Annotated in this window: 21 protein-coding genes; 11 read left to right on the top strand and 10 right to left on the bottom strand. The window is 46.5% G+C overall.

Annotated elements, in window-relative coordinates; all coding sequences use genetic code 11:
* Nucleotides 1-97: 97 nt before the first annotated feature.
* Nucleotides 98-958 carry an OmpA family protein gene (locus ABQ275_RS06740; RefSeq protein ID WP_349317511.1) on the bottom strand — a complete coding sequence of 287 codons (861 nt, stop codon included), beginning with the start codon at nucleotides 956-958 and terminating at the stop codon, nucleotides 98-100.
* Between the two features lie 266 nt (nucleotides 959-1,224).
* On the opposite strand from ABQ275_RS06740, the gene ABQ275_RS06735 reads away from it, so the two are divergent.
* On the top strand, nucleotides 1,225-2,250 hold the full coding sequence (locus ABQ275_RS06735; RefSeq protein ID WP_349317510.1) for a LacI family DNA-binding transcriptional regulator: 1,026 nt from the start codon (nucleotides 1,225-1,227) through the stop codon (nucleotides 2,248-2,250).
* Between the two features lie 256 nt (nucleotides 2,251-2,506).
* Nucleotides 2,507-3,595, top strand: coding sequence for an SGNH/GDSL hydrolase family protein (locus ABQ275_RS06730; RefSeq protein ID WP_349317509.1), 1,089 nt, complete (start codon nucleotides 2,507-2,509; stop codon nucleotides 3,593-3,595).
* A 102-nt stretch (nucleotides 3,596-3,697) separates the two neighbouring features.
* Here the strand turns inward: ABQ275_RS06730 and ABQ275_RS06725 are convergent, their stop codons facing one another.
* Both ABQ275_RS06725 and ABQ275_RS06720 read right to left on the bottom strand, forming a co-directional pair.
* The gene (locus ABQ275_RS06725) at nucleotides 3,698-5,872 is read right to left on the bottom strand and encodes a DPP IV N-terminal domain-containing protein (RefSeq protein WP_349317508.1); all 2,175 of its coding nucleotides are present in this window, start codon (nucleotides 5,870-5,872) and stop codon (nucleotides 3,698-3,700) included.
* Nucleotides 5,873-5,970: 98 nt separating this feature from the next.
* Nucleotides 5,971-6,921, bottom strand: a complete 951-nt coding sequence (locus tag ABQ275_RS06720) for a hypothetical protein (protein ID WP_349317507.1) — start codon at nucleotides 6,919-6,921, stop codon at nucleotides 5,971-5,973.
* 164 nt (nucleotides 6,922-7,085) lie between these two features.
* Between ABQ275_RS06720 and ABQ275_RS06715 the strand changes: the two genes are divergently transcribed.
* The 9 genes from ABQ275_RS06715 to ABQ275_RS06675 all read left to right on the top strand — a co-directional run bounded on the left by ABQ275_RS06715 (nucleotide 7,086) and on the right by ABQ275_RS06675 (nucleotide 15,067).
* Nucleotides 7,086-8,345, top strand: coding sequence for a dihydroorotase (locus ABQ275_RS06715; RefSeq protein WP_349317506.1), 1,260 nt, complete (start codon nucleotides 7,086-7,088; stop codon nucleotides 8,343-8,345).
* Between the two features lie 54 nt (nucleotides 8,346-8,399).
* Nucleotides 8,400-8,906: a DUF4199 domain-containing protein gene (locus ABQ275_RS06710; RefSeq protein WP_349317505.1), complete on the top strand. Its 507-nt coding sequence runs from the start codon at nucleotides 8,400-8,402 to the stop codon at nucleotides 8,904-8,906.
* Between the two features lie 60 nt (nucleotides 8,907-8,966).
* Nucleotides 8,967-9,926, top strand: coding sequence for a glycosyltransferase family 2 protein (locus ABQ275_RS06705; protein ID WP_349317504.1), 960 nt, complete (start codon nucleotides 8,967-8,969; stop codon nucleotides 9,924-9,926).
* Nucleotides 9,927-9,944: 18 nt separating this feature from the next.
* Complete coding sequence (locus ABQ275_RS06700; RefSeq protein ID WP_349317503.1) at nucleotides 9,945-11,087, top strand: glycosyltransferase; 1,143 nt, start codon at nucleotides 9,945-9,947, stop codon at nucleotides 11,085-11,087.
* Between the two features lie 62 nt (nucleotides 11,088-11,149).
* Complete coding sequence (locus ABQ275_RS06695; protein ID WP_349317502.1) at nucleotides 11,150-12,175, top strand: dehydrogenase; 1,026 nt, start codon at nucleotides 11,150-11,152, stop codon at nucleotides 12,173-12,175.
* Nucleotides 12,176-12,209: 34 nt separating this feature from the next.
* Nucleotides 12,210-12,785, top strand: coding sequence for a D-sedoheptulose 7-phosphate isomerase (locus ABQ275_RS06690; protein WP_349317501.1), 576 nt, complete (start codon nucleotides 12,210-12,212; stop codon nucleotides 12,783-12,785).
* Entirely contained in the window at nucleotides 12,782-13,477 is a 696-nt protein-coding gene (locus ABQ275_RS06685) for a nucleotidyltransferase family protein (RefSeq protein WP_349317500.1), read from the top strand. Before ABQ275_RS06690 ends, ABQ275_RS06685 begins: the two co-directional genes overlap by 4 nt.
* A gap of 66 nt (nucleotides 13,478-13,543) precedes the next feature.
* The gene (locus ABQ275_RS06680) at nucleotides 13,544-14,065 is read left to right on the top strand and encodes an HAD-IIIA family hydrolase (protein WP_349317499.1); all 522 of its coding nucleotides are present in this window, start codon (nucleotides 13,544-13,546) and stop codon (nucleotides 14,063-14,065) included.
* 27 nt (nucleotides 14,066-14,092) lie between these two features.
* Complete coding sequence (locus ABQ275_RS06675; protein ID WP_349317498.1) at nucleotides 14,093-15,067, top strand: hypothetical protein; 975 nt, start codon at nucleotides 14,093-14,095, stop codon at nucleotides 15,065-15,067.
* A gap of 117 nt (nucleotides 15,068-15,184) precedes the next feature.
* Here ABQ275_RS06675 and ABQ275_RS06670 read toward each other — a convergent pair whose 3' ends face one another.
* From ABQ275_RS06670 to ABQ275_RS06640, 7 genes are all read right to left on the bottom strand, one after another.
* Nucleotides 15,185-16,936, bottom strand: coding sequence for a RagB/SusD family nutrient uptake outer membrane protein (locus ABQ275_RS06670; RefSeq protein WP_349317497.1), 1,752 nt, complete (start codon nucleotides 16,934-16,936; stop codon nucleotides 15,185-15,187).
* A gap of 24 nt (nucleotides 16,937-16,960) precedes the next feature.
* Nucleotides 16,961-20,431, bottom strand: a complete 3,471-nt coding sequence (locus ABQ275_RS06665) for a TonB-dependent receptor (protein ID WP_349317496.1) — start codon at nucleotides 20,429-20,431, stop codon at nucleotides 16,961-16,963.
* A gap of 172 nt (nucleotides 20,432-20,603) precedes the next feature.
* A complete protein-coding gene (locus ABQ275_RS06660; RefSeq protein ID WP_349317495.1) occupies nucleotides 20,604-21,620 on the bottom strand; it encodes a FecR domain-containing protein in 1,017 nt (338 codons plus the stop codon).
* Between the two features lie 62 nt (nucleotides 21,621-21,682).
* Complete coding sequence (locus ABQ275_RS06655; protein ID WP_349317494.1) at nucleotides 21,683-22,276, bottom strand: RNA polymerase sigma-70 factor; 594 nt, start codon at nucleotides 22,274-22,276, stop codon at nucleotides 21,683-21,685.
* Between the two features lie 232 nt (nucleotides 22,277-22,508).
* Nucleotides 22,509-25,040, bottom strand: coding sequence for a DNA gyrase/topoisomerase IV subunit A (locus ABQ275_RS06650; RefSeq protein ID WP_349317493.1), 2,532 nt, complete (start codon nucleotides 25,038-25,040; stop codon nucleotides 22,509-22,511).
* A gap of 17 nt (nucleotides 25,041-25,057) precedes the next feature.
* Nucleotides 25,058-25,462 carry a hypothetical protein gene (locus ABQ275_RS06645; RefSeq protein WP_349317492.1) on the bottom strand — a complete coding sequence of 135 codons (405 nt, stop codon included), beginning with the start codon at nucleotides 25,460-25,462 and terminating at the stop codon, nucleotides 25,058-25,060.
* Nucleotides 25,459-26,328 carry a DUF1835 domain-containing protein gene (locus tag ABQ275_RS06640; protein WP_349317491.1) on the bottom strand — a complete coding sequence of 290 codons (870 nt, stop codon included), beginning with the start codon at nucleotides 26,326-26,328 and terminating at the stop codon, nucleotides 25,459-25,461. The genes ABQ275_RS06645 and ABQ275_RS06640 overlap by 4 nt, the downstream gene beginning before the upstream one ends.
* Nucleotides 26,329-26,335 lie beyond the last annotated feature (7 nt).

Below are 26,335 nucleotides of genomic sequence, written 5' to 3'. Positions count from 1 at the left end.
AAAAAAAAGGATTATAGGATTTAAACAGAAGACATGAGCGAAAATCTTCTATTTAAATCCTATAATCCTTTTTTTAAAAATCAGGGTAATCCTGGTCTTAGTTCGCTGGTTTTTCCAACAGTTTAAAGAACTGATCCAGTTGTGGCAGGATCACGATCCTTGTTCTGCGGTTAGCCGCTCTGCCTTCCGGTGTATCATTGGAGGTAACCGGTACATACTCACCTCTACCGGCTGCTGTCATACGCGCTGGCGGAATGTTGTACTGATTCTGCAGGATACGGACAACAGAGGTAGCTCTCTTCACACTCAGATCCCAGTTATCCAGTAATACGTTCGGGCGGTAAGGCACATTATCTGTATGACCTTCTACCATAAATTCAATATCCGGTTGGTTATTCAGTACGGTGGCTACTTTACCCAGTACTTCCTTCGCCCTGTCTGCCACTTCATATTTACCGCTCTTAAACAGCAGTTTATCTGAAATATCAATATAAACTACGCCTTTATCTACTTTAATATTGATGTCTTTATCATCCATATTACCTATCGCGCCTTTCAGGTTCATCACCAGTTGCATGTTCAATGAATCTTTACGGGCAATAGCAGACTGAAGGTCTTTGATGTATTCATCTTTTGCACCGATGTTATCGAGCGATTTTTTGATGCTTTCTGCCTGTGAACTGGAAATAACAGATAATTCTTTCAGGTGATCCAGCATTTGCGTGTTGTTGCTTTTCAGCTGTGTTTGCTGTTCCTTCAAATTTTCTACTTTGTCTTTGTAAGCAGCTGCTGCGCGTGCTGCATCTTCTTCACATGTTTTCCGTTTGTTTTCAGCGTCATTGTACATACTCTGAAGCCGGGCGTTTCTCGCTTCAGATTCTTTTAATTTCCGCGGAGCCGAGCAGGAGGCTAAAATGGTAATAATCGCCACTGGCAAGGCTAATCGTGCTATTTTCATAAATGCTAATTTTTAATATTCTAACAAATAACCAAAGTGGAGTTAGCAGGTAACAATGGGCAAGTAACGGCGGTATAGCAAATAACAGGCCGAAGCAACAACTAACGTCGTAACACATATTTATTATGATTAATTATTGATTAAACCCTTGTATAGACTGCGTATTATCAGTATTCATAAAAAAAAGTTAATATTATATAATAACTAAGTAACTTGGCCGCAGGCGTACATATGCTATATCTATTTTCCATTAATTGCTGAAATGTATGAGAAAGGTGGTTTCTTCAGGTCAACCAACAATAAAGGAAATTGCAAAAAGACTTAACATCTCTGTATCTACTGTATCAAGGGCATTACACGATCATCACAGTATTGGTTTAAGAACCAAGGCCAGGGTGAAGCAGCTGGCGGAAGAATTGAATTATGAACGGAATCAGACGGCTGTCTTTTTCCAGCAGGGGAAAACCTTTACCATCGGAATCCTGCTGCCGGAACTGTCGGAAGCCTTCTTTTCCAGTGCTATCAGCGGTATTGAAGACACGGCCTACAGTAATAACTACACCGTACTGCTGGGACAATCGCACGATGATGAAGCCCGTGAAAAACAGATCATTCAAAGCATGAAACAGCACCGCGTAGATGGCTGCATCGTTTCTATCGGGAAAAGCACCCGCAACTATGAGCATTTCGAAATGCTCCGGCAGGCGCGCATTCCGGTCGTATTCTTTGATCGTATCCCTGATCTTCCCGATATCCATACGGTATCGTGCAACCTGGAATCAGGCACCATACAGGCGGTTGACTTCCTGCTAAAAAAAGGACACCGGGTAATTGGTATGATCAATGGCCCTGAGCAAATGGTGGCCAGCAAAGAGCGCGCTACGGGCTATATCAAGGCACTGCGCAAACACCGCCTGAAATATGATCCGGAACTGATCGTAAATGCGGACCTCACCGCAGCTGGTACAGGTAGCGCCATGCAGCATCTCCTGTCGCTGAAAAGAAAGGTTACTGCGATCGTTACCTTCAATGACTACGTAGCCATGGATGCGGTACAATATGCACTAAAACAAAAACTGGAAATAAATAAGGATATAACTTTTGTATCTTACGCCAATACACCGGTGAGTGGATATACAGCGTTCCCTCCTGCTGCTTCCGTAGAGCAGTTTCCCTATGAACAGGGGCAGGCGGCCACTAATATGCTGCTGTCGCTCCTCAGCGGAGAACATGCATTAAATGATTATACCAATATGATCATGGAGTCGCAACTGGTTATACATAACCGTTAGGGGCATTCATTCGCCGATAACCTTGCCACAGTACCTCACCGTGGCAGGCTATCAACCTCATTGTTCGCTGTCTATAATTGTTGCCTCGGGGCTTAATCTACTTTCCTCTTAATTGCACCACTATGTTAGAGAATTCTTTTAACATTCCGCGTACGCAAACGCTTGCGTTAAACGCGCAAGCGTTTGCGTAAACAACAAAAAAGGGCATATTTCACGATTCTTGTATCTTGTCTGCTGTTAACAAATTATCCTTCGCATGAAAAAAACTTGGCTATCCTTACTCACAGTGCTTTTTATCGGTACTGCATTATCCGCGCAAACAAAGATCATTTATCATGATGCCCATGAATTTCCCATTATAGGTAAATACCATGGAGAAGATAATTACAACCGGTTCCCGGCAAAATTTAAAGCAACCCTCCGCCCGGAAGTATGGTCACTGGGCCGCAACAGCGCCGGCATGGCGGTGCGCTTCCGCTCCAATGCCAGCACCATCGCAGCCAAATGGCGGGTGTTGAATAACGCCGTAATGGGGCACATGGCGCCTACCGGTATCAAAGGACTGGACCTCTATGCATTCGTAAACAACAAATGGCAATTCGTCAACAGCGGTATTCCCAAAGGTGAATACAGTTTTCAAAGTACGCTGCTGAAAGACGGTGATACCACCTGGCGCGAATACCTCCTCTATCTCCCGCTCTATGATGGCGTGGATTCCTTAGCAATAGGTGTCAACGAAAATGCGATCATCGAAAAACCACAACAACAACTACTGCTCGATAAAAAACCCATCGTCTACTACGGCAGCAGCATTGCACAAGGCGCCTGTGCTACCCGCCCTGGCCTGGCTTATACCAATATACTATCCCGGCAGCTGCAACGCACCATCATCAACATGGGTTTCAGCGGACAAGGGAAATTTGAAACAAACGTAGGAGAAGCCATTTGCGAAACAGATCCGGCCCTCCTGGTAATCGACTGCAACCCGAATACGGCAGTAGAAGAGATCCATGAACGCGCAGTGAAACTCGTACAACAACTCCGGCAGTGCAAACCACAAACACCCATATTACTGGTAGAAAACTATATGTACGAAAATGCTTACTTCGAAAAAGGTAAGCAGGAGCTGGCAATCAGCAAAAGAACGGAACTGAAAAAAGCATACAATGACCTCCGCGCTGCCGGGGTTAAAAACCTGCACTATATGAAGGGAGAAGGGTTTCTGGGAGATGATCACGAAGGAACCGTAGATGGTGTTCATCCCACCGACATCGGGATGGAACGTTTTGCCGCACATATATTGCCGGTATTAAAAAAGCTCCTTAGACCAGGACCAGGATTATAAGGATTTATAAGATTACCAGGATGGGTGCAACAGATCAACGCGGATAAATAAAATATTCTTCGTTTCAATCTGTTGCACCCATCCTGGTAATCTTATAAATCCTTATAATCCTGGTCTCAGGTAGTTATCAAAATAATCTGTGATCTTCTGCATCAGATGTACCCGGTCTTTACCTAATACATTGTGCAGATGGCCGGGATATACAAAATAATCCACCTGTTTTTCATTGTCTACACAGGCTTTCAGAAAATTGATGGAATGCTGCCATACCACTACATCATCATTGGTGCCGTGGATCAGCAACAGGTGACCTTGCAGGTTTTTCGTTTGCGTAAGCAGGTTGGCAGCTGCATAGCCTTCCGGATTTTCCTGTGGTGTATCCATATATCGTTCTGTATACATTATTTCATACATACTCCAGTCTATTACCGGCCCGCCTGCTACAGCAGCCTGGAATACGCCGGGGTGGCGCAACATAAGGGAGGTCGTCATAAATCCGCCATAGCTCCAGCCATGCACCCCCATTTTCTGCCGGTTTATAAAAGGCAGTGAATGCAGGTATGCCACACCCTGTAGCTGATCATTCATTTCTACCGTGCCCAGCTCACGGAAAGTAGCCTGCTCAAATGCCATTCCACGGTTAGCACTACCGCGTCCATCCATGGTGAAAATCACATAGCCACGCTGCGCCATGTATTCGTACCACAGGTTACCACTGTAAGGAAAGGTGTTACGGATCAACTGTACATTGGGACCGTTATACAGATAAACAATAACAGGATATTTTTTTGTGGAATCAAAATCAACAGGTAAGATCAGCTTGCCGTACAAAGGCGTGCCATCATCAGCCTTCAGTGTTACCTGTTTTATTTCCGGGCGCTTGAATTCCTTCAGCGGATCAGCAGATGACAACAATGTTTCCTGCCATTTACCACGCACGTCGCTGATACGGGCTACCGCAGGCGTTTCTTTGGAGCTATAGGTATCGAGCAGATAGCCGCCGTTGCTGTTCAACTGTACGTCATGCCAGCCTGCGGCCTGATCCAGGCGGCGGATGCCGGTGGTTTTCAGGTTTACAGCATACGCATGTTTTTCCATTGGACCTTCTTTCGCTGCCGTGATCACTACTTCATGGGTGGGCGCATGAAAACCCGCCAGCTCATTCACTACCCAGGCGCCTTTTGTCAATTGCTTTTGCAACTGTCCTTTTGTATTGTAAAGATATAAGTGCGTATAGCCGTCACGGTCACTCCACCATATAAACTGATCGGGTTTTCCTGGCACAAAGGTGAGTGGGTGAGATGGATGAACATACTTGCTGTCTGTTTCTTCAAAAAGTGTTTTTATCAGTTCGCCGGTAGTGGCGCTGTATTCATTCAGCCACAGGTGATCCTGTCCGCGGTTGAGTAAACCGATGTATACTGATTGCTGATCCTGTGACCAGGTTACGCAGGTAAGATAATGATCTGCTTCACCGGTAGTTTTAAGAAAGATCGTTTTTCCGGTAGATGGCTGATAGACGCCCAGTGTTACTTCGTGCGACTTTCCTCCTGCCATGGGGTATTTGATGATGTAGGCGTGAGCAGGTGTTACGGACCAGTCTATCACCGGGTAATCATTCACCATCCGTTGATCCATGCGGTAAAAGGCCAGCAGGTCGCCTTTGGGCGAAAAGAAAATGCCTTTATCGATACCAAATTCCTCCCGGTGAACGGTTCTGCCGTTAACGATATTTCCGTCTGCATCATTGGTCACTTCTTTCACACTGCCATCTGCGGTGCGCAGAAAGAGATTATTTTTTACGGTGTAGGCGATGTGGCGGCATTGCGGGTTCACAGTAATGTTATCCGCATCTGCGGGTAAGCTGCACCAGGTGGTGAACTGCATGGCACCGTTCAGTAATTGTCCGCTATAAATGGTATTGGCAACGTTGAACCAGGCGCTGTTGGCGTTAATCCAGTGGATGGCGGGTAATCCGCGCAATGGTTGGGAAGAAAATAATTGTTGATTCAGATCTGCTAAAGTCAGCAGGGTATCTGCGTTGGTTTTGGTGCCTGCTACAGTGTATTTTATCCAGGTCACGGCGCCTTTGTTTATAATGGTCCGGGTAAAGGCATTTTCACCGGGTACCCATTCAAACTGTTTTAACCGTTCCGGCATCAGCGCCTGGCGAAGGCCGTTGGTGGCTTCTGCCATCGTATACATCCGTTGCTGGGCATACGATAATTGTAACCCGCTGATAACAAACCCCGTCAATAACAAAAGAATCCTCTTCATCCTGTAATTTTAATTTTCAAGGAGCCAAAAATAAAGAATTACGGATTACGAAGGGCAGCTGAGGGATTTGTAAAGAGATGAATGGGTGATTTTTATAATTAACTATTCACGGCTAAATTTCTTCTTATCCATTCCCGCTCTTCGGGGAGCAGATAATCGGCTCTTTTTTCGGTGATCCAGGAGAAGGTTTTTTTCACGTCCGATTTTGCGGTGCGGAACCTGGATAAGAATTCCATGCCCAACATCAGGTCTGTAAAGCCGTTTTTGAAGGTTTCTATGGTCATCCGGGCGTTACTGCGTCTTTTGGAAAGCAGTTCCGTAATACGGGTAATAACTGCCTGTACCGCTTTTTCATCTGCATATTTATAAATGGCTTCCATGGCTTCAAATTTCAGCTGCCCGCGTAGCAGGCAGCGCATATAAAACATGGCTTCCTTTTCCTTTTCAATGTCGGCAATGGTGGCAAAAGCCAGTGCTTTCACATCCTGCCGCGGGTATTCCAGCAGTCGCCTCAGTACTGGCAAACTGGCCTGCGTACCTGTTTTATGCAACAGCAGCGCGATGTAGTACACATCGTATTCATTTACAGTGCGTTTCAGCAGGGAGAGGGCCCATTCTTCCACAGCGGGGTTGTTGGTACCTCTCAGGGCCAGCAAGGCAGAGCGACGGATATTGCTATTTAACGATAAAGTATTGTTTAGTAAGGGTTGTAGGTTCATATAGCCCGGAATGGGCAGACCTCGTTCCAGATCCTGCTGAATGGCAGTGATCATGTCAGCGTCCTGTTCTGTTTGCAACCGGTCCAGCAAAAAGCGGATTACCTCCGGATCATTCGTATTTCTGGAAAGCTGGGTGATAATAAATCCGGCGGCGCGGCGTTTTTCTTTGTCTGTTTCGGTGTTAATGTACTGGTACAGCAAGGGTATGTAAGCGTGGTTGGCCAGCTGCTCGGCTTCGCGAAGCGCCTGCCAGCTTGTTGTTTGTGCGTTATTCAACTGATCTGAGCGGTCGCATATCCGTGTGACGAGGTTAGTAAGATAGTCTATCATCCTGAGTTATTTTGATCTGCTACCCCTCCATTTTCAATTATCATACCAACCTGATCAACAGTCCCGAAAAGTGCTCAGTATCCTGCTTCAACAATTAACAGTTTTATGTTACATTTGCCCCTGTATTTTCGGACAGGTTTTGATATTTGAATAGAACGTAAAGCATGCACATATTACTCAAAAACGTAAAGATTATAGCGCCTTCCTCACCTTTACATGGGCAGCAAAAAGACATTTCCATTCAGAACGGTATCATCCACCAGGTGGCTGATAACCTGGAAGATGACCGCGCAACGGTCATTTCCGGTAACAACCTGCATGTTTCCGCTGGTTGGATGGATATCTTTGCCCATTTCTGTGATCCGGGGCAGGAGCATAAGGAAGATCTCTACAGCGGCGTAAAAGCTGCTGCCACCGGTGGCTTCACCACTGTGATGGTAGTTCCCAACACCCAGCCTGCACTCCATACGAAGCCGCAGATCGAATATGTGCTGAGCAAAACCCGCCATACCTCCGTAAACGTACTGCCCATCGGCGCCGCCACCAAAAACGTGGAAGGTACCGGGCTGGCGGAAATGTATGAAATGCACCAGACAGGCGCCGTTGCCTTTTCCGATGGCCTTAAACCCGTACAATCCCCCGGCCTGCTGCTCAAAGCCCTGCAATATATCAAGGCGTTTGACGGTACCCTCATCCAGTTGCCGGATGACCATAGCATTTCTGCACATGGACTGATGCACGAAGGCATTTACTCCACACAGCTGGGTATGCCCGGAAAACCTGCACTGGCAGAAGAACTGATCATCCAACGCGATATTGAACTCGCTAAATATGCGGACTCCCGCATTCACTTCACCGGTGTCAGCACCCGCAAATCAGTAGAACTGATCGCCGCCGCAAAAGCAGCCGGCGTGAAAGTGACCTGCTCCGTAACACCATACCACCTGTCTTTAACAGATGCATTGCTCATCAATTACGATACACACCTGAAAGTAAATCCTCCGCTCCGCAGCGCAGACGATGTGCAAGCCCTGCAGGAAGCTGTGCTGCAAGGCACGATTGATTGCTTTGCCACACACCACCTGCCACAGGACTGGGATGCCAAACAAGTGGAATTTGAATACGCAAAAAATGGAATGATAGGGCTGGAAAGCTGCTTCGGTGTATTAAGACGATACCTCCCGCAGCTGCCACTCGAACAACTGATCACGATGCTGACAGAGAAGCCACGCAGCATCTTTAAACAGCCGCAACCAGCACTGGAAGAAGGCGCCGCCGCGAACCTGACAATATTTGATCCTGAAAGCGAATGGGAGTTCACCACTGCGCATATTGCTTCCCGGTCCAAAAATTCAGCGTATCTTGGCCACCAGCTGAAAGGCAAGGTCATTGCGATTGTTAACAACGGACAACTGAACAAATGATCTACAGCTGTCTTACACACGGCATCCTATTTCTGAAATATACAAATTGTTACTATGACAAATAAACCACATTTAGCCTACGGCATAGTTACAGCACTGGCACTCATCCTGATATCTGTTGCTTTCTACCTGTTGAAATTAAACCAGGAGAGCTGGGCCGGATGGGTGAGCACCCTGGTATTAGTTGCCGGCGTAGTAATGTCCTGTATTGCCTATTCAAAGGCCAACCCGGATGGAACATTCGGCAATATCTTCGCAAACGGTTTCAGAACCACTGCTGTAATAACCGTACTGAGTATCCTGTCTACGCTGTTGTTCATTTATATCTTCCCTGATATTAAGGAACAGGCAGTAGAAGCAGCCCGGAAAAAAATGGAATCACAGCACCAATCAGAAGAGGCTATTGAAAACGCCCTTGCCATTACCAGGAAAATGTTTATTCCGTTTGTAATAGGCTTTTCCCTGTTCTTTAATGTGTTGTTCGGTGTACTGGCCTCTGTAGTTGGTGGGGTTATAGGTAGAAGAAACCTGAACAGCTATGAGCCACCGGCTGGTAAATAGCTGGTATTACGGGTGTTGTACCCGCTGCAACACCTATCACATACATCAAGGAAAATCGTAATGAATTTGAACATATCCGTCATCGTTCCTTTAAAAAACGAAGAAGAATCACTACCTGAACTCGCCGCCTGGATTGACCGGGTGATGCAGGCAAACCATTTTACCTACGAGGTATGGATGGTAGACGATGGGAGTAGTGACGATTCCTGGGCTGTCATCCAACAACTGGCCATACATAATCCCAACATCAAAGGCATTAAGTTTCAACGCAACTACGGAAAATCCGCCGCACTGAATGAAGGCTTCAGCGCCGCTGAAGGCGATGTGGTTATTACCATGGATGCTGATCTGCAGGATAGTCCCGACGAAATACCGGAACTATACCGGATGATCGTTGAAGAACGTTACGACCTCGTTAGCGGCTGGAAAAAGAAACGTTACGATAATGCCTTCACCAAAAATCTTCCTTCCAAACTATACAATTACACCACCACACGTATGAGTGGCGTAAAGCTGCATGATATGAACTGCGGCCTTAAAGCCTATCGCAAAAGAGTGGTGAAGTCCATAGAAGTATACGGCGAAATGCACCGTTACATCCCGGTCATCGCCAAATGGAACGGTTTCCGCAACATTGGCGAAAAAGTGGTGGAACACCGCGCCCGTAAATACGGCGTCACCAAATTCGGGCTGGAACGCTTTATCAACGGCTTCCTTGACCTCGCTTCCATCATGTTTATCGGCAAGTTCGGCAAACGCCCGATGCACCTGTTTGGCGCACTGGGCTCCCTGTTCTTCTTTTTCGGTTTTCTGATTGCACTATATCTCACTTTTGCAAAATTCTTCTATTCACAGTATAACATGACCGACAGGCCCATATTTTTCATGGCACTGTTGTTTATGATCATCGGTTCACAATTATTCCTCACCGGATTTATCGGTGAACTGGTTACACGCAACGCGCCGGAACGAAATGCGTATCTCGTGGAAGCGAGAATGGATAAATCAATAAAGGAATGAACCAGGAATTACTGCTAAATGGCCAACACTAAGAAAAAAATACTCCTCCTCGGCACAGCCTATCCTTACAGGGGTGGGCTGGCTGCTTATAATGAACGACTGGCAGAAGAACTGCAACAAACAGACGATGTAGAGATATGGACCTTTACGGTGCAATATCCCAACTTCCTGTTTCCTGGAAAGAGCCAGTTCTCTACAGATCCGCCACCCGCACACCTGCGTATCAAACGCCTGATCAATGCGGTCAACCCGCTGAACTGGCTGGTCGTAGCCCGGAAGATCCGCCGTCTGAACCCGGACATCATCATCACCAAATACTGGCTGCCTATCATGGGACCCGCACTGGGCACACTCCTGCGGCTGGGCAAAAAAGGTCATCAAACAAAAGTGATCGCAATATTGGATAATGTGGTACCGCATGAAAAGCGCCCCGGTGATGTTGCCTTCACAAAATATTTTCTCAAACCGGTGGATGCCTTCATCGCCATGAGCCAGTCTGTGCTCAATGACCTCCGGCAGTTTGAGCCCAACAAAAAAGCGTCGCTGATCCCCCATCCTATTTATGATAATTATGGCCCGCTGCTGTCAAAAGAAGCAGCACGCACACAGCTGAAACTTCAGCCTGGCAAGCGTTACATCCTGTTCTTCGGATTTATACGGCAGTATAAGGGACTTGACCTGCTATTGCAGGCCATGGCAGATGAGCGGATGAAAAAGCTGGATGTACACGCCATTGTAGCCGGAGAATATTATGAAGACGCTGCTCCTTATCAACAACTGCTGGAAACATTACAGTTGGGCGACCGTGTGCTGATGCACACCGATTTCATTCCCAATGAAGCTGTAAAGAATTATTTCTGCGCTGCCGACCTGGTAGTACAGCCTTATAAAAGTGCCACCCAGAGCGGAATTTCACAGATCGCTTATCACTTTGAAAAGCCCATGGTGGTTACAAATGTAGGCGGACTGGTAGAGATGGTCCCCCACGGTGTGGTAGGATTCCAGTGTGATCCCAATCCCGCTGCTATTGCTGCTGCTATTGAACAATATTTTGTAGAAAACAGGGAAGCAGACATGGTGGCCGCACTGCAAAAAGAAAAACTACAATACTCCTGGAGCCGACTGGCAAAAGAAATTCATATATTAGCTGATAACAGTTAGATAATAAACCTGCTTTCACCAGGCAACAGATAGCTACCTGCTGAAAGCCAAAGCAAAAAAAATTGATCTACAGAAGTAAAGCACCTTTACGTATAGGCCTTGCCGGTGGTGGCACAGATGTAAGTCCGTATTCGGATTTATATGGTGGCGCCATTCTCAATGCTACCATCTCTTTATATGCCCGCGCATCTATCGAGCCACTCAATACCGGGCAGGTGGTTTTTGAATCGGCAGACAGAAATGTGCAACTGAGCTATGATGCCGTATATCCGCTACCGTTAGATGGCAAACTGGATATTCTCAAAGGTGTGATTAACCGGGTACAAAAAGATTTTGGTCACCTTCCTGCTACGGGGTTCAAACTCACCACTTATGTGGATGCCCCTCCCGGATCTGGTCTGGGCACCTCTTCTACCCTGGTGGTAGCCGTATTGGGCGCCTTCGCCGAATGGCTGAAGCTTCCCCTTGGTGAATATGACATGGCACATCTCGCCTATCGCATTGAACGGGAAGACCTGCAACAGGCTGGTGGCAAACAGGATCAGTATGCCGCCACCTTCGGCGGTGTCAACTTCATGGAATTTTACGCAGGAGATAAAGTGATCGTAAATCCCCTCCGTATCAAGGAAGTATACCTGCATGAGCTGGAAAACAACCTGGTATTGTTTTATACATCTACCAGCCGTTTCTCCTCTAGCATCATCACAGAACAGCAGAAAAATGTAACCGATAAAAACGATGATTCCATTGCAGCCATGCATCACCTGAAAGAGCAGGCGGTGATGATGAAAGAAGCATTATTGCGCGGCACCATTGATAAAATCGGGGAAATACTGAACTACGGATTCGAAAATAAAAAGCAAATGGCCAAAGGTATCACCAACACAAAACTGGATGAGATCTACACCGCTGCCCGCAATGCCGGCGCCAGCGGCGGCAAGATTTCCGGCGCCGGTGGTGGTGGATTTATGATCTTTTATTGCCCCGGCAATACCAGGTTTGCCGTAGTGGAAGCATTAAATGCCTTCGGCGGCGATGTGAAACGTTATTCCTTTACCACCCACGGTATTCAAACGTGGAGTATCTGATAACCGGTTTGTGACACCATAAAAATGTAGTATCATGAAGCAAAAAATTGCCAACACCATCCGGGAAAGTATCGCTGTAAAAGAAGCGATCTGCCAGGATGAACAGTTGTTAAATACCATCCAACAGGTAGCTGAAACGATTACCCACAGCCTGCAGACAGACAATAAAATCCTGTTTTGCGGCAACGGTGGCAGCGCCGCGGATGCACAACACCTTGCGGCGGAATTTTCCGGCCGTTTCTATAAGGACCGTACACCTTTGTATGCAGAAGCATTACACTGCAACACCTCCTATATGACTGCTGTAGGCAACGACTATGGCTACGACCAGGTATACGCCCGCATCCTGCAGGGTATCGGCAAACCCGGAGATGTACTGGTAGCCATTTCCACATCAGGCAATTCCGTCAACATCCTGGAAGCCATCAAAACCGCAAAGGAAAAAGGCATGATCGTAGTGAGCATGACCGGCAGTACCGGTGGTAAAATGAAGGAAGGCAGCGACTTCCTGATCAACATACCCTCCACAGATACACCACGCATCCAGGAAGCACACATCACAGTAGGGCATATCATTTGCGAAATCGTGGAAAACAACCTGTTCGGATGACCGGGGAATGTATCATACTCGCAGGCGGACTAGGTACACGGCTACGCAGTGTGGTGGCAGACAAACCCAAATGCATGGCCCCTGTAGGGGATCATCCGTTTTTGTATTACCTGCTGCACTACCTCCATAAACAAGGCATGCAACACGCCGTGTTATCGCTTGGGTACAAATCAGAACAGGTGATCAGCTGGTGCGAAAATACTACCCTCCCGCTTCGTGTATCCTTCACCGTAGAACCGGAGCCATTAGGTACCGGCGGCGGTATTATGTACGCCCTGCCCGCATTGGATGGCAACGAAGTATTTATCATCAACGGCGACACCTATTTTGATGCAGACCTTGCCGTCTTCCATGCGTTTCACGAGGCCAGCAAAAGCCCGCTGTCACTCGCATTGAAGCCGATGCAGCATTTCTCCCGTTACGGGAGCATTGAACTGGGAGATAATAATGTCATCACCGCCTTCAAAGAGAAACAATATTGTACGGCAGGATTAATCAACGGGGGTATCTATCTTACCACAGCTGATTATTTAAAAAGCCTGTCTTTACCCGAAATTTTTTCTTTTGAGAAAGATGTGCTGGAGCCACAAGTAGCTACAGGAAAGCTTTACGGCTTCGTAAGCGACACTTATTTTATTGATATTGGCATTCCTGAAGACTACGAAGCAGCCCAAAAAGTGTTGCAGACCTAGTTAATAAACAACAGATTATAAAACGCGACAACCGTTAAAGAATAATAGCTAAAAAGTACGCAATTCATGTATTTGTTCCTCGACAGAGATGGTGTTATAAACGACGAAATACACAACGGCTACGTGTTGCATCCCGATATGTTTCACTTCAGCGAAGGCGTGCTGGCCGCTATGCCATTGCTGGCAAAGCATTTCAAGCGCATCGTTGTTGTGACCAATCAACGGTGCATAGGCCGCGGACTTTTAACGACAGCAGGATTACAGGATATTCATGCCCACATGCTGCAACAAATTAACGCGCATGGCGGGCGTATTGATAACATTTATTTTTGTCCGGATGTAGAAAGCAATAGTCCCTGCCGGAAACCGGCCGGGGGCATGGCCTTACAGGCAAAACAGGATTTCCCGGAGATTGATTTCAAAAAGGCCGTCATGGTAGGCAATACGCTGAGTGATATGCAGTTTGGCAGAAGCCAGGGCATGCAAACCGTATTTATCCCTTCCACACTGCCGGAAACCGTTTTTCCACATCCCCTGATAGATCAACGGTTTCCAAACCTGCTGGCATTTGCACAGGCGATACAATAAATTAATGTCAGAACCGTATTATAGATAATGGTAAAAAAACTACTACTGTCACTCCTCCCCCTGCTTACCGGCCTGTGTGCACTCGCACAAAAGCCGGATGCCGCCGGTTATGCCCGGCTACAAAAAGACCAGGACACGCTGCAATACCTGAGCCAGGAAATATTCAGTGGAAAAGGAGATGAAGGCCGCGGAAAAGCGGTAGACCAGTTTATACCAACACTGGTACGCGCGCTGAAAACACCACATTCCTTCCGGTTTCCCTTCGATTCGCTGAAGGCTGTCTCTATACAATACCCGCAAGACAGCACCTTCCGCATCTTCTCCTGGGCACTGGAAGCCGAAACAGGCTTCTACCGCCACTTTGGTGCTATACAAATGAATACCGCGGATGGACAACTAAAACTCTTCCCTTTATTCGATGTATCTGATTATATCACCAACACGGATAGTATTACCAACAACAAAGCCTGGTACGGTTGCCTGTATTACAACATCATTCAAAGACATTATTTCAACCAGGAATTTTATACGCTCTTTGGCTGGGATGCCAACAATCCCCGCAGTCAGAAAAAAATAGTGGAAATGCTGACGTTCAAAAACGGAGAACCCGTATTTGGCGGGCCTTTCTTCAGTTTTTCAGAAGACAGCGTAAAACAGCCTACCCGCAACCGTTTTATTATTGAATACAAAAAAGAAAGTACGGCTACCCTCAACTACAATAAAGAACTGAATATGATCGTATACGATCACCTGATCTCTGAAACCAACGAGCCGGCAAAAAAATTCACGTATGTATCAGATATGGACTACGAAGGCTTTACATGGAAGGCTGGAAAATGGGTGCACGTGAATAAAATATTTCATGATGCCATCCCGGTAGGGAAAGGCGCCCCCGCTCCTATGCCACTGGATCAGAAAAAGAAAAGCATGACCCACCCCAAGTCTGTGGAAGACTTTAATACAGACCAGCAGAAGGCAAAGCAACCCAGGAAAAAACAATAAATATTTTCGGATTTTTTGATTTACGAATTTAGGGATTTGAAATGCAGCGAAGATTTTCGCGTAGATCTTCGCTGCATTTCAAATCCCTAAATTCGTAAATCAAAAAATCCGAAAATGTTATAGTCCGTCATTCCAGTTCGGATTCTGTGTCAGGTTTTTATTCAGCGTACGTTCCTGGATAGGCACCGGATACAGGTAATCCCGGTTTTCATTAAACTCTTTGGGGATGCCAGGATTAATAACGATTGATCCGCCCGCATTACCGTTTTCCAGGTTTATTTCTGTACCTAATTTCAGGTAGGCAGGACCTTTGGGGCCATTGGGCTTGGTGCCTTCATAGATCACTACGTCTATATTACCATCATTATCCAGGTCGAACTGGCCTACGCCGGGGAAGTACATGCCTTTGAATTGCTTTGTCAGCATCGGGCCTTCTTTCCAGCGGCAGATATCATGCCACCTGAAATTTTCAATAACCAGCTCAATTCTGCGTTCACGGCGTATTTCGAGCAATACACCACTAATTGTTTTATTGTTGTAGCGTGCGGCCTCATATGCATCGGGATGGGCATTGGCTGCGGCTACATCGAGGTTAGGCATGCCTACGCGATCTCTCAGCAGCTTGATGGACAGATCGATGTCGGCCTGTGTAAGCTGGCCCAGTTCTGCTTTAGCTTCTGCATAGTTCAGTAATACCTCTGCATAGCGGAATACCGGCATATCGTTGTCGTTCTTTACATAAGAGTCCTGGGTTTCATCCGTCACATATTTGATCAGCTGATAGCCGGTTACGGCTGCACCAAAATCAGGTACCAGCCTGTTGGTATTGCCAATACGGGTATAGCCCGGTGTACGGATCGTTTGCGCCAGACGTGGATCGCGGTCCTGGCACTCATTATAAAACTGGATCTTATTATAATCAGGTTTATCTGTAAAACGGCTGCCATCCTTCATCAGGTAGCTGTTAACGAAACTCTTTTCCAGGCCGGGCTGACCATAAGACGCCGTTATCGTATAGTAGTTGGCGTTATGATATATCTGCAACGTAGCACTGAATTTTCTGCTTAAAATAATTTCATCGGGATTGGCATCTTTCATAGAAAAAAGTTCCCGGTAAGCGTTGTCAGGTGTACTGGTGTAAAGATGATACTGTCCGCCTGCCATCAACTGCGCTGCTGCATCAGCTGCTGCCTGCAGGAATTTATTTTCATCCGGCAGGTTGAAGTTGGCTTCCTTGTGATACTTCCTGAAGGTGCCTTCGAACAGTCCTATGCGCGATTTAAGCGCCAGCGCCGTCCACTTGGTTACCAGCTCATTACTTTTGGTAGCATCCAGCGATACGATAGCCGAATCAATATCTGCGAGTACAGAGTCCATTATCATCTTACGGGGGTCACGAGCCTTGGTCAGCAATGCTTCGTCATTCACATCCAGCGGGGTATTGTACCAGGGCACATCACCAAACTTCTTTACCATCTCAAAATAAAACCAGGCACGGAAAAATTTAGCAGCGCCTACATATTTGCGGGTAGTGCTATAGGGTAATGTTTTATTGCAGTTCACCAGGAAATAATTGATCTTCCTTAACTCTGTCCAGCCCCAGCCGCCACCGGTAACAGGTACCTGGCGTCTGCCGGTAAGAAATTCTGACAGACTTGATTTCACCACATTATCCAGGTCTTCATTATAAATACCTTCTGCATCAGGCACCATGGAATACATGGAGTTGATATATAATTTCAGATCTTTCTCCGTTTTAAAATAACTTTCAGGAGAAATTTTCGCCATCGGCTCCCGGTCCATGAACTTGCTGCATGAGCTAAAACCCAATACCAGCAAGCAAACTATAAGTATATTAATCTTTTTCATTTTCATTTCGTTTACAGCGATTCATTAAAAGGTGACGTCCAGTCCTATAGCGTATGACTTACTGAAAGGATATACGCGGCCATTGGCATCGGTTTGCACAAGGTTAGGATCGCTGGACAGCTGTTCAGGGTCCAGGTATTTACTCTGTAGTTTGGTGAAGGTGAGCAGATTTTCTCCGCTGAAATAAATGCGGCAACGGGTAAGTTTGATGCGCTGCATGATCGCCATAGGCAGTGAATAGCCCAGTATCAGGCTTTTCAGGCGTATGTACGCGAGGTCCTGTACATACTTATCATTGTTCTCTTTCAGCGAACCGTTGTCGTTCAATGCAATATATCCTCTCAATCTTGGGAAATAAGCATCGGGGTTTTCAGGGCTCCATAATTTGCTTTCAAAATCTGTCGGGATGAACGACATATAAGGACGGGAGAATGGTCCCCAGAATTTATCCGCATTATTGCCCGGATACCAGTTCTGCCGGCCTACACCCTGGAAAAACACGCTGAAATCTATACCATTCCAGTCAGCACCTCCCCTGACACCGAAAGTATATCTTGGCAGTGAGTTGCCAATGATCTTCAGGTCACCATGGTCAGCCAGTGTATTCTGACCTTTACTGATCTTGTTATCTCCATTGATGTCTACAAATTGCAGATCACCGGCGCGGAGCTTACCCCATTCACCTGGTGCAGAGAAGATGTTATTACCTACCTGGGTCTGATCCACTTTCCAGTCAGCTGCATCTTTGTCTGATTTGAAATAGCCAGCAATACTGTATCCCCACATATCACCCAGCTGTTTCCCTTTATAATAATCGCTCAGAATTTGATTGGGGTTATCAAACCTGGTTATTTCTGCTTTAAAATCGCCTACGTTAAACCCAACATTATAGTTCAGGGCTCTACCTGCTACCACTGCACTGTTGCGCCATTCCATATTTACTTCCCAACCCTGAGATCTAAGGTCGGCGGCATTTTGTTTAGGCTCTGCTGCCCCGAAAACGGCCGGTAATGTCATGCCTTTGGTGAGCATGTCTTTGGTATTCCTTACATACCAGTCGAAGGTTACATTCAGGCGGTTGCGCAGGAAGCTCATGTCTGCACCGAAGTTGGTGGAGTTAACTTTCTCCCAGGTAAGACTGGGTGTGATAGGGGTTGGCAGAGATACGTACTGCGTACGTTTTCCGTTGGTGATATAAGACGTAGTGCCTACACCGAGGATGGGGATGTAAGGATAGAAATTATTTTTCACATCCTGGTTACCCAGAGCACCGTAGGAAGCGCGCCATTTAAAGTCGTTCACTACATTCTTTACAGGTGAGAAAAATGCTTCTTCACTCATGCGCCATCCCGCAGATACAGAAGGGAAAAAACCAAAACGTCTGCTGGCAGGGAAGCGGGAAGATCCATCATAACGGCCATTAAATTCTACCAGGTATTTATCAGCATAGTTATAGGCTACACGTCCGAAAGCGCCCAGCAGGGCCAGTTCCTGGTTGTTGCTATTTACGGTGGCATCACCGGTTCCCAGTGCCACTTCATTCAGGTCTTCCGACAACAGATCCGTACGTTCTGAGTACAGCATTTTTTCCCGCTGCAATTCCTGGTTCACACCAGCTGTCAGGTTGAGGGTATGCTTACCGAAATGTTTGTTGTAGTTGCCATATACATTCACCACATGTATCAGCCTGTTATCATCCTGCTGCCACAGATCATCATTATTCACGTAGCTGATCACACCGGGATAAATAGACCACGGTGCTGCTGTTTGCCGGTGGAAGCTGTTACCATTGAGAACAGTGAGCGTATAGTTGGCATTAATATTAAAGTCCGGATTTATTTTAAAGGTAGCTCCCACCGTATTTACCAGTTCAAACTGTTTGGTGGCGCCTTTGCTTTTACCATGCAGCAGATCGGCATAGATACCATCACCAATGGTGTAATTGTTCAGCTCCGTCCGGTAGGTAGCCGTACCATCAGGGTTGACCGGCACGTATGACGGTAACGCATGTACGCTTACGGATACAAAGTTGCTGTTAACCCCGGAACCAGGATACGTATAGTCGTTAGCGTTAAACTGCGTATTACTGGTCAGCACCAGCCATGGCTTTACTTCTGCTTCTACTTTTGCCCGGAAGTTATAGGAATTATAAACATCCTGCGATATCCGCATCATCCCTTTCTTCTGATATAAACGGCCGGATACCATATAGTTTATTTTATCTGTACCACCGCTGATATTCAGGTTATGTTCCAGGGAAGGCATGTTATCACGGAACATTACTTTCCACCAGTCTGTATTACCATAGTACACATACATATCTTTCCCTTTGCGATTCTGCACCACCACAGATGGCAGGGAAGGATCTGTTTTCCTTTTCAACAGCTCTGCATAATCTTCATCGGTGTAGCCAGTGTAAGTCTTCCCCAGCGTGATTTTGAAAGCATCATCATTGAGGATGGCAGCATCATAACCGTTGGTAATAAAATCAGTACTGGTTGTTTGTCTGCTCATGCTATAGTTAGTACCATAGCTCACCTGCATCCTGCCGGCTTTTCCTTTTTTAGTGGTCAGCAGCACTACGCCAAAAGCGCCGCGGGCGCCGTAAATAGCGGCGGAAGCTGCATCTTTCAATACAGATATTGATTCTATATCGCGGGGGTTTACGGTATTAATATTGCCGGGGATACCATCTATCAGTACCAGCGGACCACCACCGGAAATGGAGGTAAAACCACGGATATTCAGCGTAGCAGTACTACCCGGACGACCATCACCAAAATTTACGTTCAGGTTGGGGATAGCTCCCTGTAAAGCCTGGCCCACATTGGCTACGGGGCGGCTATCAATCACAGCGGCATCTACCTGGCTTACGGCGCCGGTCAGGTTCACTTTCTTTTGTGTACCATAACCTACTACCACCACATCTTTTATTTTAGAACGGCTGCTCACTAACGGAATCGTCAGGAAAGCATCCTTTGAGATCACCACTTCTTTGGTTTCATAGCCTACATAGGAGATGATCAGCACATCTCCGGGTTTTACGGAAGCCAGGGAAAATCCGCCACTGGCATTGGTAACGATCCCTCTTTTGGTGCCTTTCAAAAAAACAGTTACGCCTATCAGCGGTTCTTTATTTTCCCCGTCAATAACTTTTCCTTTCAGCCCGAATTCCTGCTCATCCTTACGATATACCACCAGCAGATCCTTTACAACCCGGTACGCCAGCGGCGTGGGGGCCAGTAAGGAATCCAGCAGATCATCCGCAGCACGGGCGTTGGTATCCAGTGAATCCATGTTGTAATTGTCGCTGGCAGCTGCATCGTAAACCAGGTGGTAATGCGTTTGACGCGCCACCTGTATTAATACCTGGTTAAGTGTGGCACCGGAGGTTTTCAGCGTGATGCTTCTTTTTAAATTTTGTCCCTCCAGATTTTTAGCCCACAAGGAGAGACTTACAGCGGCCAAGCATGTTGTCAGTAGACTAAGGCGCATAAGATAACGGATTGTAGAATTTCTTACTACATTTTTCATAAATTTGAACAGTTTTTATTAAGTATTAAAAACACGCTGCCACATCCGGTAATGAGCATTACGGAAAGGATGCTGTCAGCAAAACATTGGACCGGTTATGTTAGCGCATAACCGGTTTTCTTATGTACTTGATTTAATAGATGAAATAATTGTCCCCCTTTTTTTTATAAGTGAGCCGGTGTACCAGGCATAATGCATCTAATACCTCCGTTACAGTGTGGTTGGCACTGAAGTCACCGGAAACACGGTAACGCTCCAGAGCAGGCGTCATCAGGCGGATATGCACCTGGTATTTACTTTCCAGCGCCATCACCACTTCCGGGAGGATATGCTGGCGAAATACCAGCGTACCCCTGCACCAGGAGATAGCAATGTCTGCTGACTGTGAAAAAGTGTGTGTTTTATTGTTCGCTGTGTTTATTTCTATGCCATGGTCGGGGGTGATCAGCTTGGCGCTGTCCAGCCCATGCAGATCTGCTGCCACTTTTACTTTACCGGTTTTCACGACTACCCTGACGGTATTGCCGGGGTGGTTCATTCGAATATTAAAAGAGGTGCCCAACACGCTGGTAGCGGTTTTTCCCGCATATACCAGGAAGGGTTTTGTGGCATTTTTCTTTATCTCAAAAAAAGCTTCTCCTGCATCCAGGTATACTTCCCTGTTCTTATCGCCAAAAGGAAGATGATAATGCAGGCTGCCGGAACGGTTCAGCGTCACCACAGAACTGTCGGGCAATATGATCCTGCGTACCTGTGTGGTGGCAGCAGCTGTCATCCGGTATTGCTTCCCGGTTGCGGCCGGAACGGGTCTGTCTGCTGCTACCGGCAAATTTTTCAATGGTAATGAATGCAGGTAAAACATACCATATATACCGGCAATAAGTGCAATGATAACGGCTATACGTTGTAATGCAGGCCAGAGGCGCCGCACGGGTGTTTCATTCATCTCATCAGGAACAGGCAAATAAGCTGCCTGATCCCGGATATTTGTGAGCATGTCTGCTTTTATTGCCTGCAATGCCTTCTCAGACAGATCCACCGGATCTTTTTCTGTGGCGGCAAACCAATCTTCCAGCAGCGCCTGCTCTGCAGCGGTGGCCTCTCCTTTCAGATACCTGTCGGCAATATGGCTAAGTTCCTGGTTATGCATGGATAGTTTGTGCTGTAGTGAAGCATCAAAAACAAGCAATGAGTACCATGCCCATTTGTTAACTAATTGTTAAGGAAAAATATAATGCCCGGAAGCAAGGCTGGAATAACAGCGGCATCTTTCAGGTGTACACGCAGTCGCAGCAAGGCTTTGGATAACTGATTCTTCACTGTCTGCTCCGAAATACGCAGCTCCGCCGCTATCTCCGCAATCGACTTATGGTAATGCCTGCTAAGCAGATATATTTCTTTCATTTTTTCCGGGAGCCTGTCTACCGCCCCCGCCAATGCCGACCTCAACTCCTTCTCATTCAGCATATCCATTGTGGCCGCGTCCTCCGACAACGGAAGAAGCGCCATATCGTCGCTCCCGGTCGTCTTTTGAGACTGCGCAATATTCTTCAGGACTTCATACCTCACCGCTGTAAACAGGTAAGTACGTAAAGAAGCGGTTAACTGCAACGTAGCCCGGCGTTTCCATAAATTAATAAATACATCCTGCACCGCATCCTTTGAAGGAGCTGCATGCCTGAGACGCTTGTACGCAAATAAAAAAAGTGGTTGCCAATACCTGTTATACAACACCTCATATGCCCCTGCATCATCCACAGCGACAAGTTGTAATAATTCAGCTTCAGTTAAATATTGGTACTTCATTTAAACAATAAAAATATGGAACCGGGTGCAAATTAAACATCAGTATTAAGATAGCGTTTTATTTTATTGTTAAGAGAAAAGGAATAAAAATTTACGGATTTAGGAATTTACGGATTTAGATATTTAAAATGCAGCGGAGATTACCATATATAATGTAATCTCCGCTGCATTTTAAATATCTAAATCCGTAAATTCCTAAATCCGTAAATTCTTTTCCTGAAACAGCTGCTGTTTAGAACAACTCGCCTTGTAGTTGCCCATCTTCGTTAGGGTCGGGGTCTTCATCTTCTGACAAGAGTTCTGCACTTACGAGGTCATCGCCTGCAATCCTTGTCCCTACTGCTTTCCAGCCGGTCACTTCCACAAATTCGGAGAGGTCTATTTCTTCTTCCTCAGGACTGCGTTTCTTACCTGTTTTCAGTAATACCACCGGTTGTGTATGTGTGGTTACCATTTCCAGGTAGTTATGTGCGCCTTCTTTGATAAAGTGGAATTTGTTATTCAGCGTCTGGGTTTCAATACGGAAACGTTTTACATTAAACTGCTTCTTATCCGCATCAAAATAAATGGCTGTTACAATTTTATCGGGGTTGAATTTCTCTATATATACAACATCGTTCGATTCATAACGATTCGTCAGCTCGTAATTGGTGAGTTCGTAAGTACCGTTTTTAAAGGCGGCGAAGATCTTGTCTTCTCCTTCAAAACTACCGATGTATACGCCGCGTTCTTCTGTGTTGAGGCGGCCGGTTTCTGCATCAAACCAGATCTTTTGTCCAGCCAGGGTGGATACGCCTTTTTCCTTGAATTTCACGCTGCGGATCGGGTACTTCGTCACCTGGTTACCCATGGAGATCCTGCCCTTGATAGCAATCGTTTCAAAGAACATGTCAAATTCCTTGTTGCGGGCCGAACAGTTCGGGCTCAGCTTGATCGTCACCACTTCTGCTTCCCCGTTAGGGTTTGCGGAGAAGTAATGTACTTTGGAATTCTTCTCTCCTTTATGCGCCAGTTCGTATTCCTTGTCGCGGGTCACGCCGGTTACGTTAAAACGCTTGGCATAGCTCACACCCGTTTTACCTTCTACATAGATCATGTTATAGGTAGTACGTTCATCATTTTTGCGGAATACATCTACATGAATGATATCCTTTCCTACAAAGGTTTTGTCGGCTACCTTGGTCACCAACATTTTACCATCCCGGCGAAACACGATGATATTGTCCAGGTCAGAACAATCTGCCACGAACTCATCTTTTTTGAGGGAGGTACCGATAAAGCCGTCTGCACGGTTCACATATATTTTGGTATTGGCAATCGCTACCTGTTGTACCTGGATGTTATCAAAGGTTTTGATTTCGGTATGCCGCTCACGGCCCTTGCCATATTTCTTCAGCAGGTTATCGTAGTAGGCTACGGTGTAGTCTACCAGGTTAGCCAGGTCATTTTTCACCTGTTTGATATCCCCTTCAATCCCTTTGATCTGTTCATTCAGTTCATTGATATCCAGGCGGTAAATGCGACGTACAGGCTTCTCCGTTAGCTTCACAATATCGTCGCGGGAAATTTCACGTTTCAACTGTTTCTTATACGGTGTAAATCCTTTGTCTATCGCTACCAGTACAGTTTCCCAGTCTTTATGCTTTTGTTCCAGTTCCTTGTAGATCTGTTTTTCAAAGAAGATCTTTTCCAGGGAAGTATAATGCCATTTTTCCTGTAACTCTGCCAGCTTGATTTCCAGTTCCTGTTTCAACAGGTCTTTGGTAAAGTCGGCAGATGATTTCAGCAGATCCGACGCGGTCAGGAAATGTGGTTTATCGCTGACGATTACGCAGGCATTGGGTGAGATGGAAATTTCGCAATCCGTAAATGCATACAATGCATCGATGGTGATATCCGGTGAAATGCCCGGCGCCAGCTGTACTTCGATTTCCACAACTGCAGCGGTATTATCTACTACTTTCTTGATTTTGATCTTACCGTTATCATTGGCTTTTACGATAGACTCCATTACCTGCGTGGTAGTAACGCCATGCGGTACGTCTTTGATGAGCAGGGTCTTTTTATCTTTCTCTTCAATGTGTGCGCGTACCCGTACTTTCCCACCCCGTTTACCATCGTTGTAGTTGGCTACATCTATCATACCACCGGTGATAAAGTCGGGGTAGAGTTCAAATTTTTTGCCCCTGAGATATTTTACAGAAGCATCTATCAGTTCACAAAAGTTATGCGGTAATATTTTGGTAGATAACCCCACCGCGATACCTTCCGCGCCCTGTGCCAATAGCAGCGGGAATTTCATGGGCAATGCCAGCGGTTCGTTTTTACGGCCGTCGTAGCTAAGCTGCCAGGAAGTTGTTTTAGGATTAAAAGCCACATCCAGGGCAAATTTAGAGAGGCGCGCCTCAATATACCTGGCTGCTGCTGCATCATCGCCTGTTCTTACATCACCCCAGTTACCCTGCGTTTCGATGAGCAGGTCTTTTTGACCCAGGTTTACAATCGCATCACTGATGGAAGCATCCCCGTGGGGGTGATACTGCATCGTTTGGCCGATCACGTTAGCCACTTTATTAAAGCGGCCATCATCCATTTCTTTCATGGCGTGCAGGATACGGCGCTGTACGGGCTTCAATCCATCTTCCACGCTGGGCACCGCCCGCTCCAGGATCACATAGGATGCGTAATCGAGGAACCAGCTCTCATACATGCCCCCAACGTGGATGACATTGTGCAGAGATTCATCTGATGTTATATTTTCCATATCCATGTATAATACACTTACGATTTTTCGTTAATCATTTTTTCAAAATCCTCCCTCCATACACGTACACTGTCTTGCTGTACGTCTGCTACGGAGTTCAGTTCTATAAAGCAGCAATCGGTGACGGCTATCAGTTGATGCCATACATTAATGGGCACTTCCACCCTTACCGGTGCTGTTATTTCCGTAGTGATGATCTCCTTACCTTCCAGCGGGCACCAATGAATGAGTGCTTTGCCGGTGAACAGGTACATCACTTCCGGATTCTTGTTGTCGCTTTTACCTTCGTGGTAGTGCTGACCGCTGCTGCTGCCGGCATGCCGGTAGCACAGCATAAAGTCACCACTTCTGCTGCTGTTCCACAGGTAGTTGCTGCCACGATCATCTTCCCCTACAAGTTGTATAGGCGTTACCGTTATCATACTGTAGCTGGATTTTCTGCGTTTTCACCCGGGAGCTTTACCTCGAAATCACGGATGGTTTTTAATTCTCCTTTGCTTTCCAGCTTCCCTTCCCTGATCAGCTCTTTCAATCGCCAGCCCATGAACTGGTCCATCACAGGGTATTTAAGTTTACCGGTTACCTGCTGCACCACACGCCATGCTTTCACAAATTCCTTCCCGCTTTGCGCCAGTAATTCTTTATCGTAGAAAAGCGTGGGTTCTCCCTTGATCTTCTTGCCACCTTCCAGCATGCGGATGCCTGCATTTTCATTCATCAACCGGAACCACTCCTCTCCATCCAGCTCAAATTCAGCCAGCGAAACAGGACGGGCAAGTTTCTTTGCTTTCAGAAATTCTTTGGGCAGGATCTGATGCAACTGGGTAGGATAAAACACCGCTCCCTTTTCATTAAGGAAAGGCAGGTTATTAAGGTAGATGATATGAATACGGCCTGCATAATCATACAACAGGCTTGCCAGCCAGTAGTAGCCACATACATCCCGGGCATTTTGTCCGGCCCATAACCACACTTCCAGCGCAGGATCTTCTTTAAGTTGTGCTTTCAGGGTGTTAACACGATCTGCATCACCGGGAGGTTCCGCTTCCGGCTCCGCGGCTTCCAGTCCCTGTATTTCCGGTACCGGTTGCGGCTGTGTGCCTGATAATTGCTGCCACCATAGCCGGCGGCTGGCCTGTCCTTCTTTGGTATCCAGGATAAACAGTGGTCCTACAGACAGATCATCTTCAAAATAAAGGATCTCCCCCTGCATCTTCTCATCCATCCCTATGGCTTCTGCCAGCACCGGAACGGAAGGCTGACCGAATACTACGTGTATAAGACTCATACAAACT

It is taken from the genome of Chitinophaga sp. MM2321 (genome assembly GCF_964033635.1).
Lineage (GTDB): Bacteria > Bacteroidota > Bacteroidia > Chitinophagales > Chitinophagaceae > Chitinophaga.
This window is presented reverse-complemented; position numbering and strand designations above follow the sequence as displayed.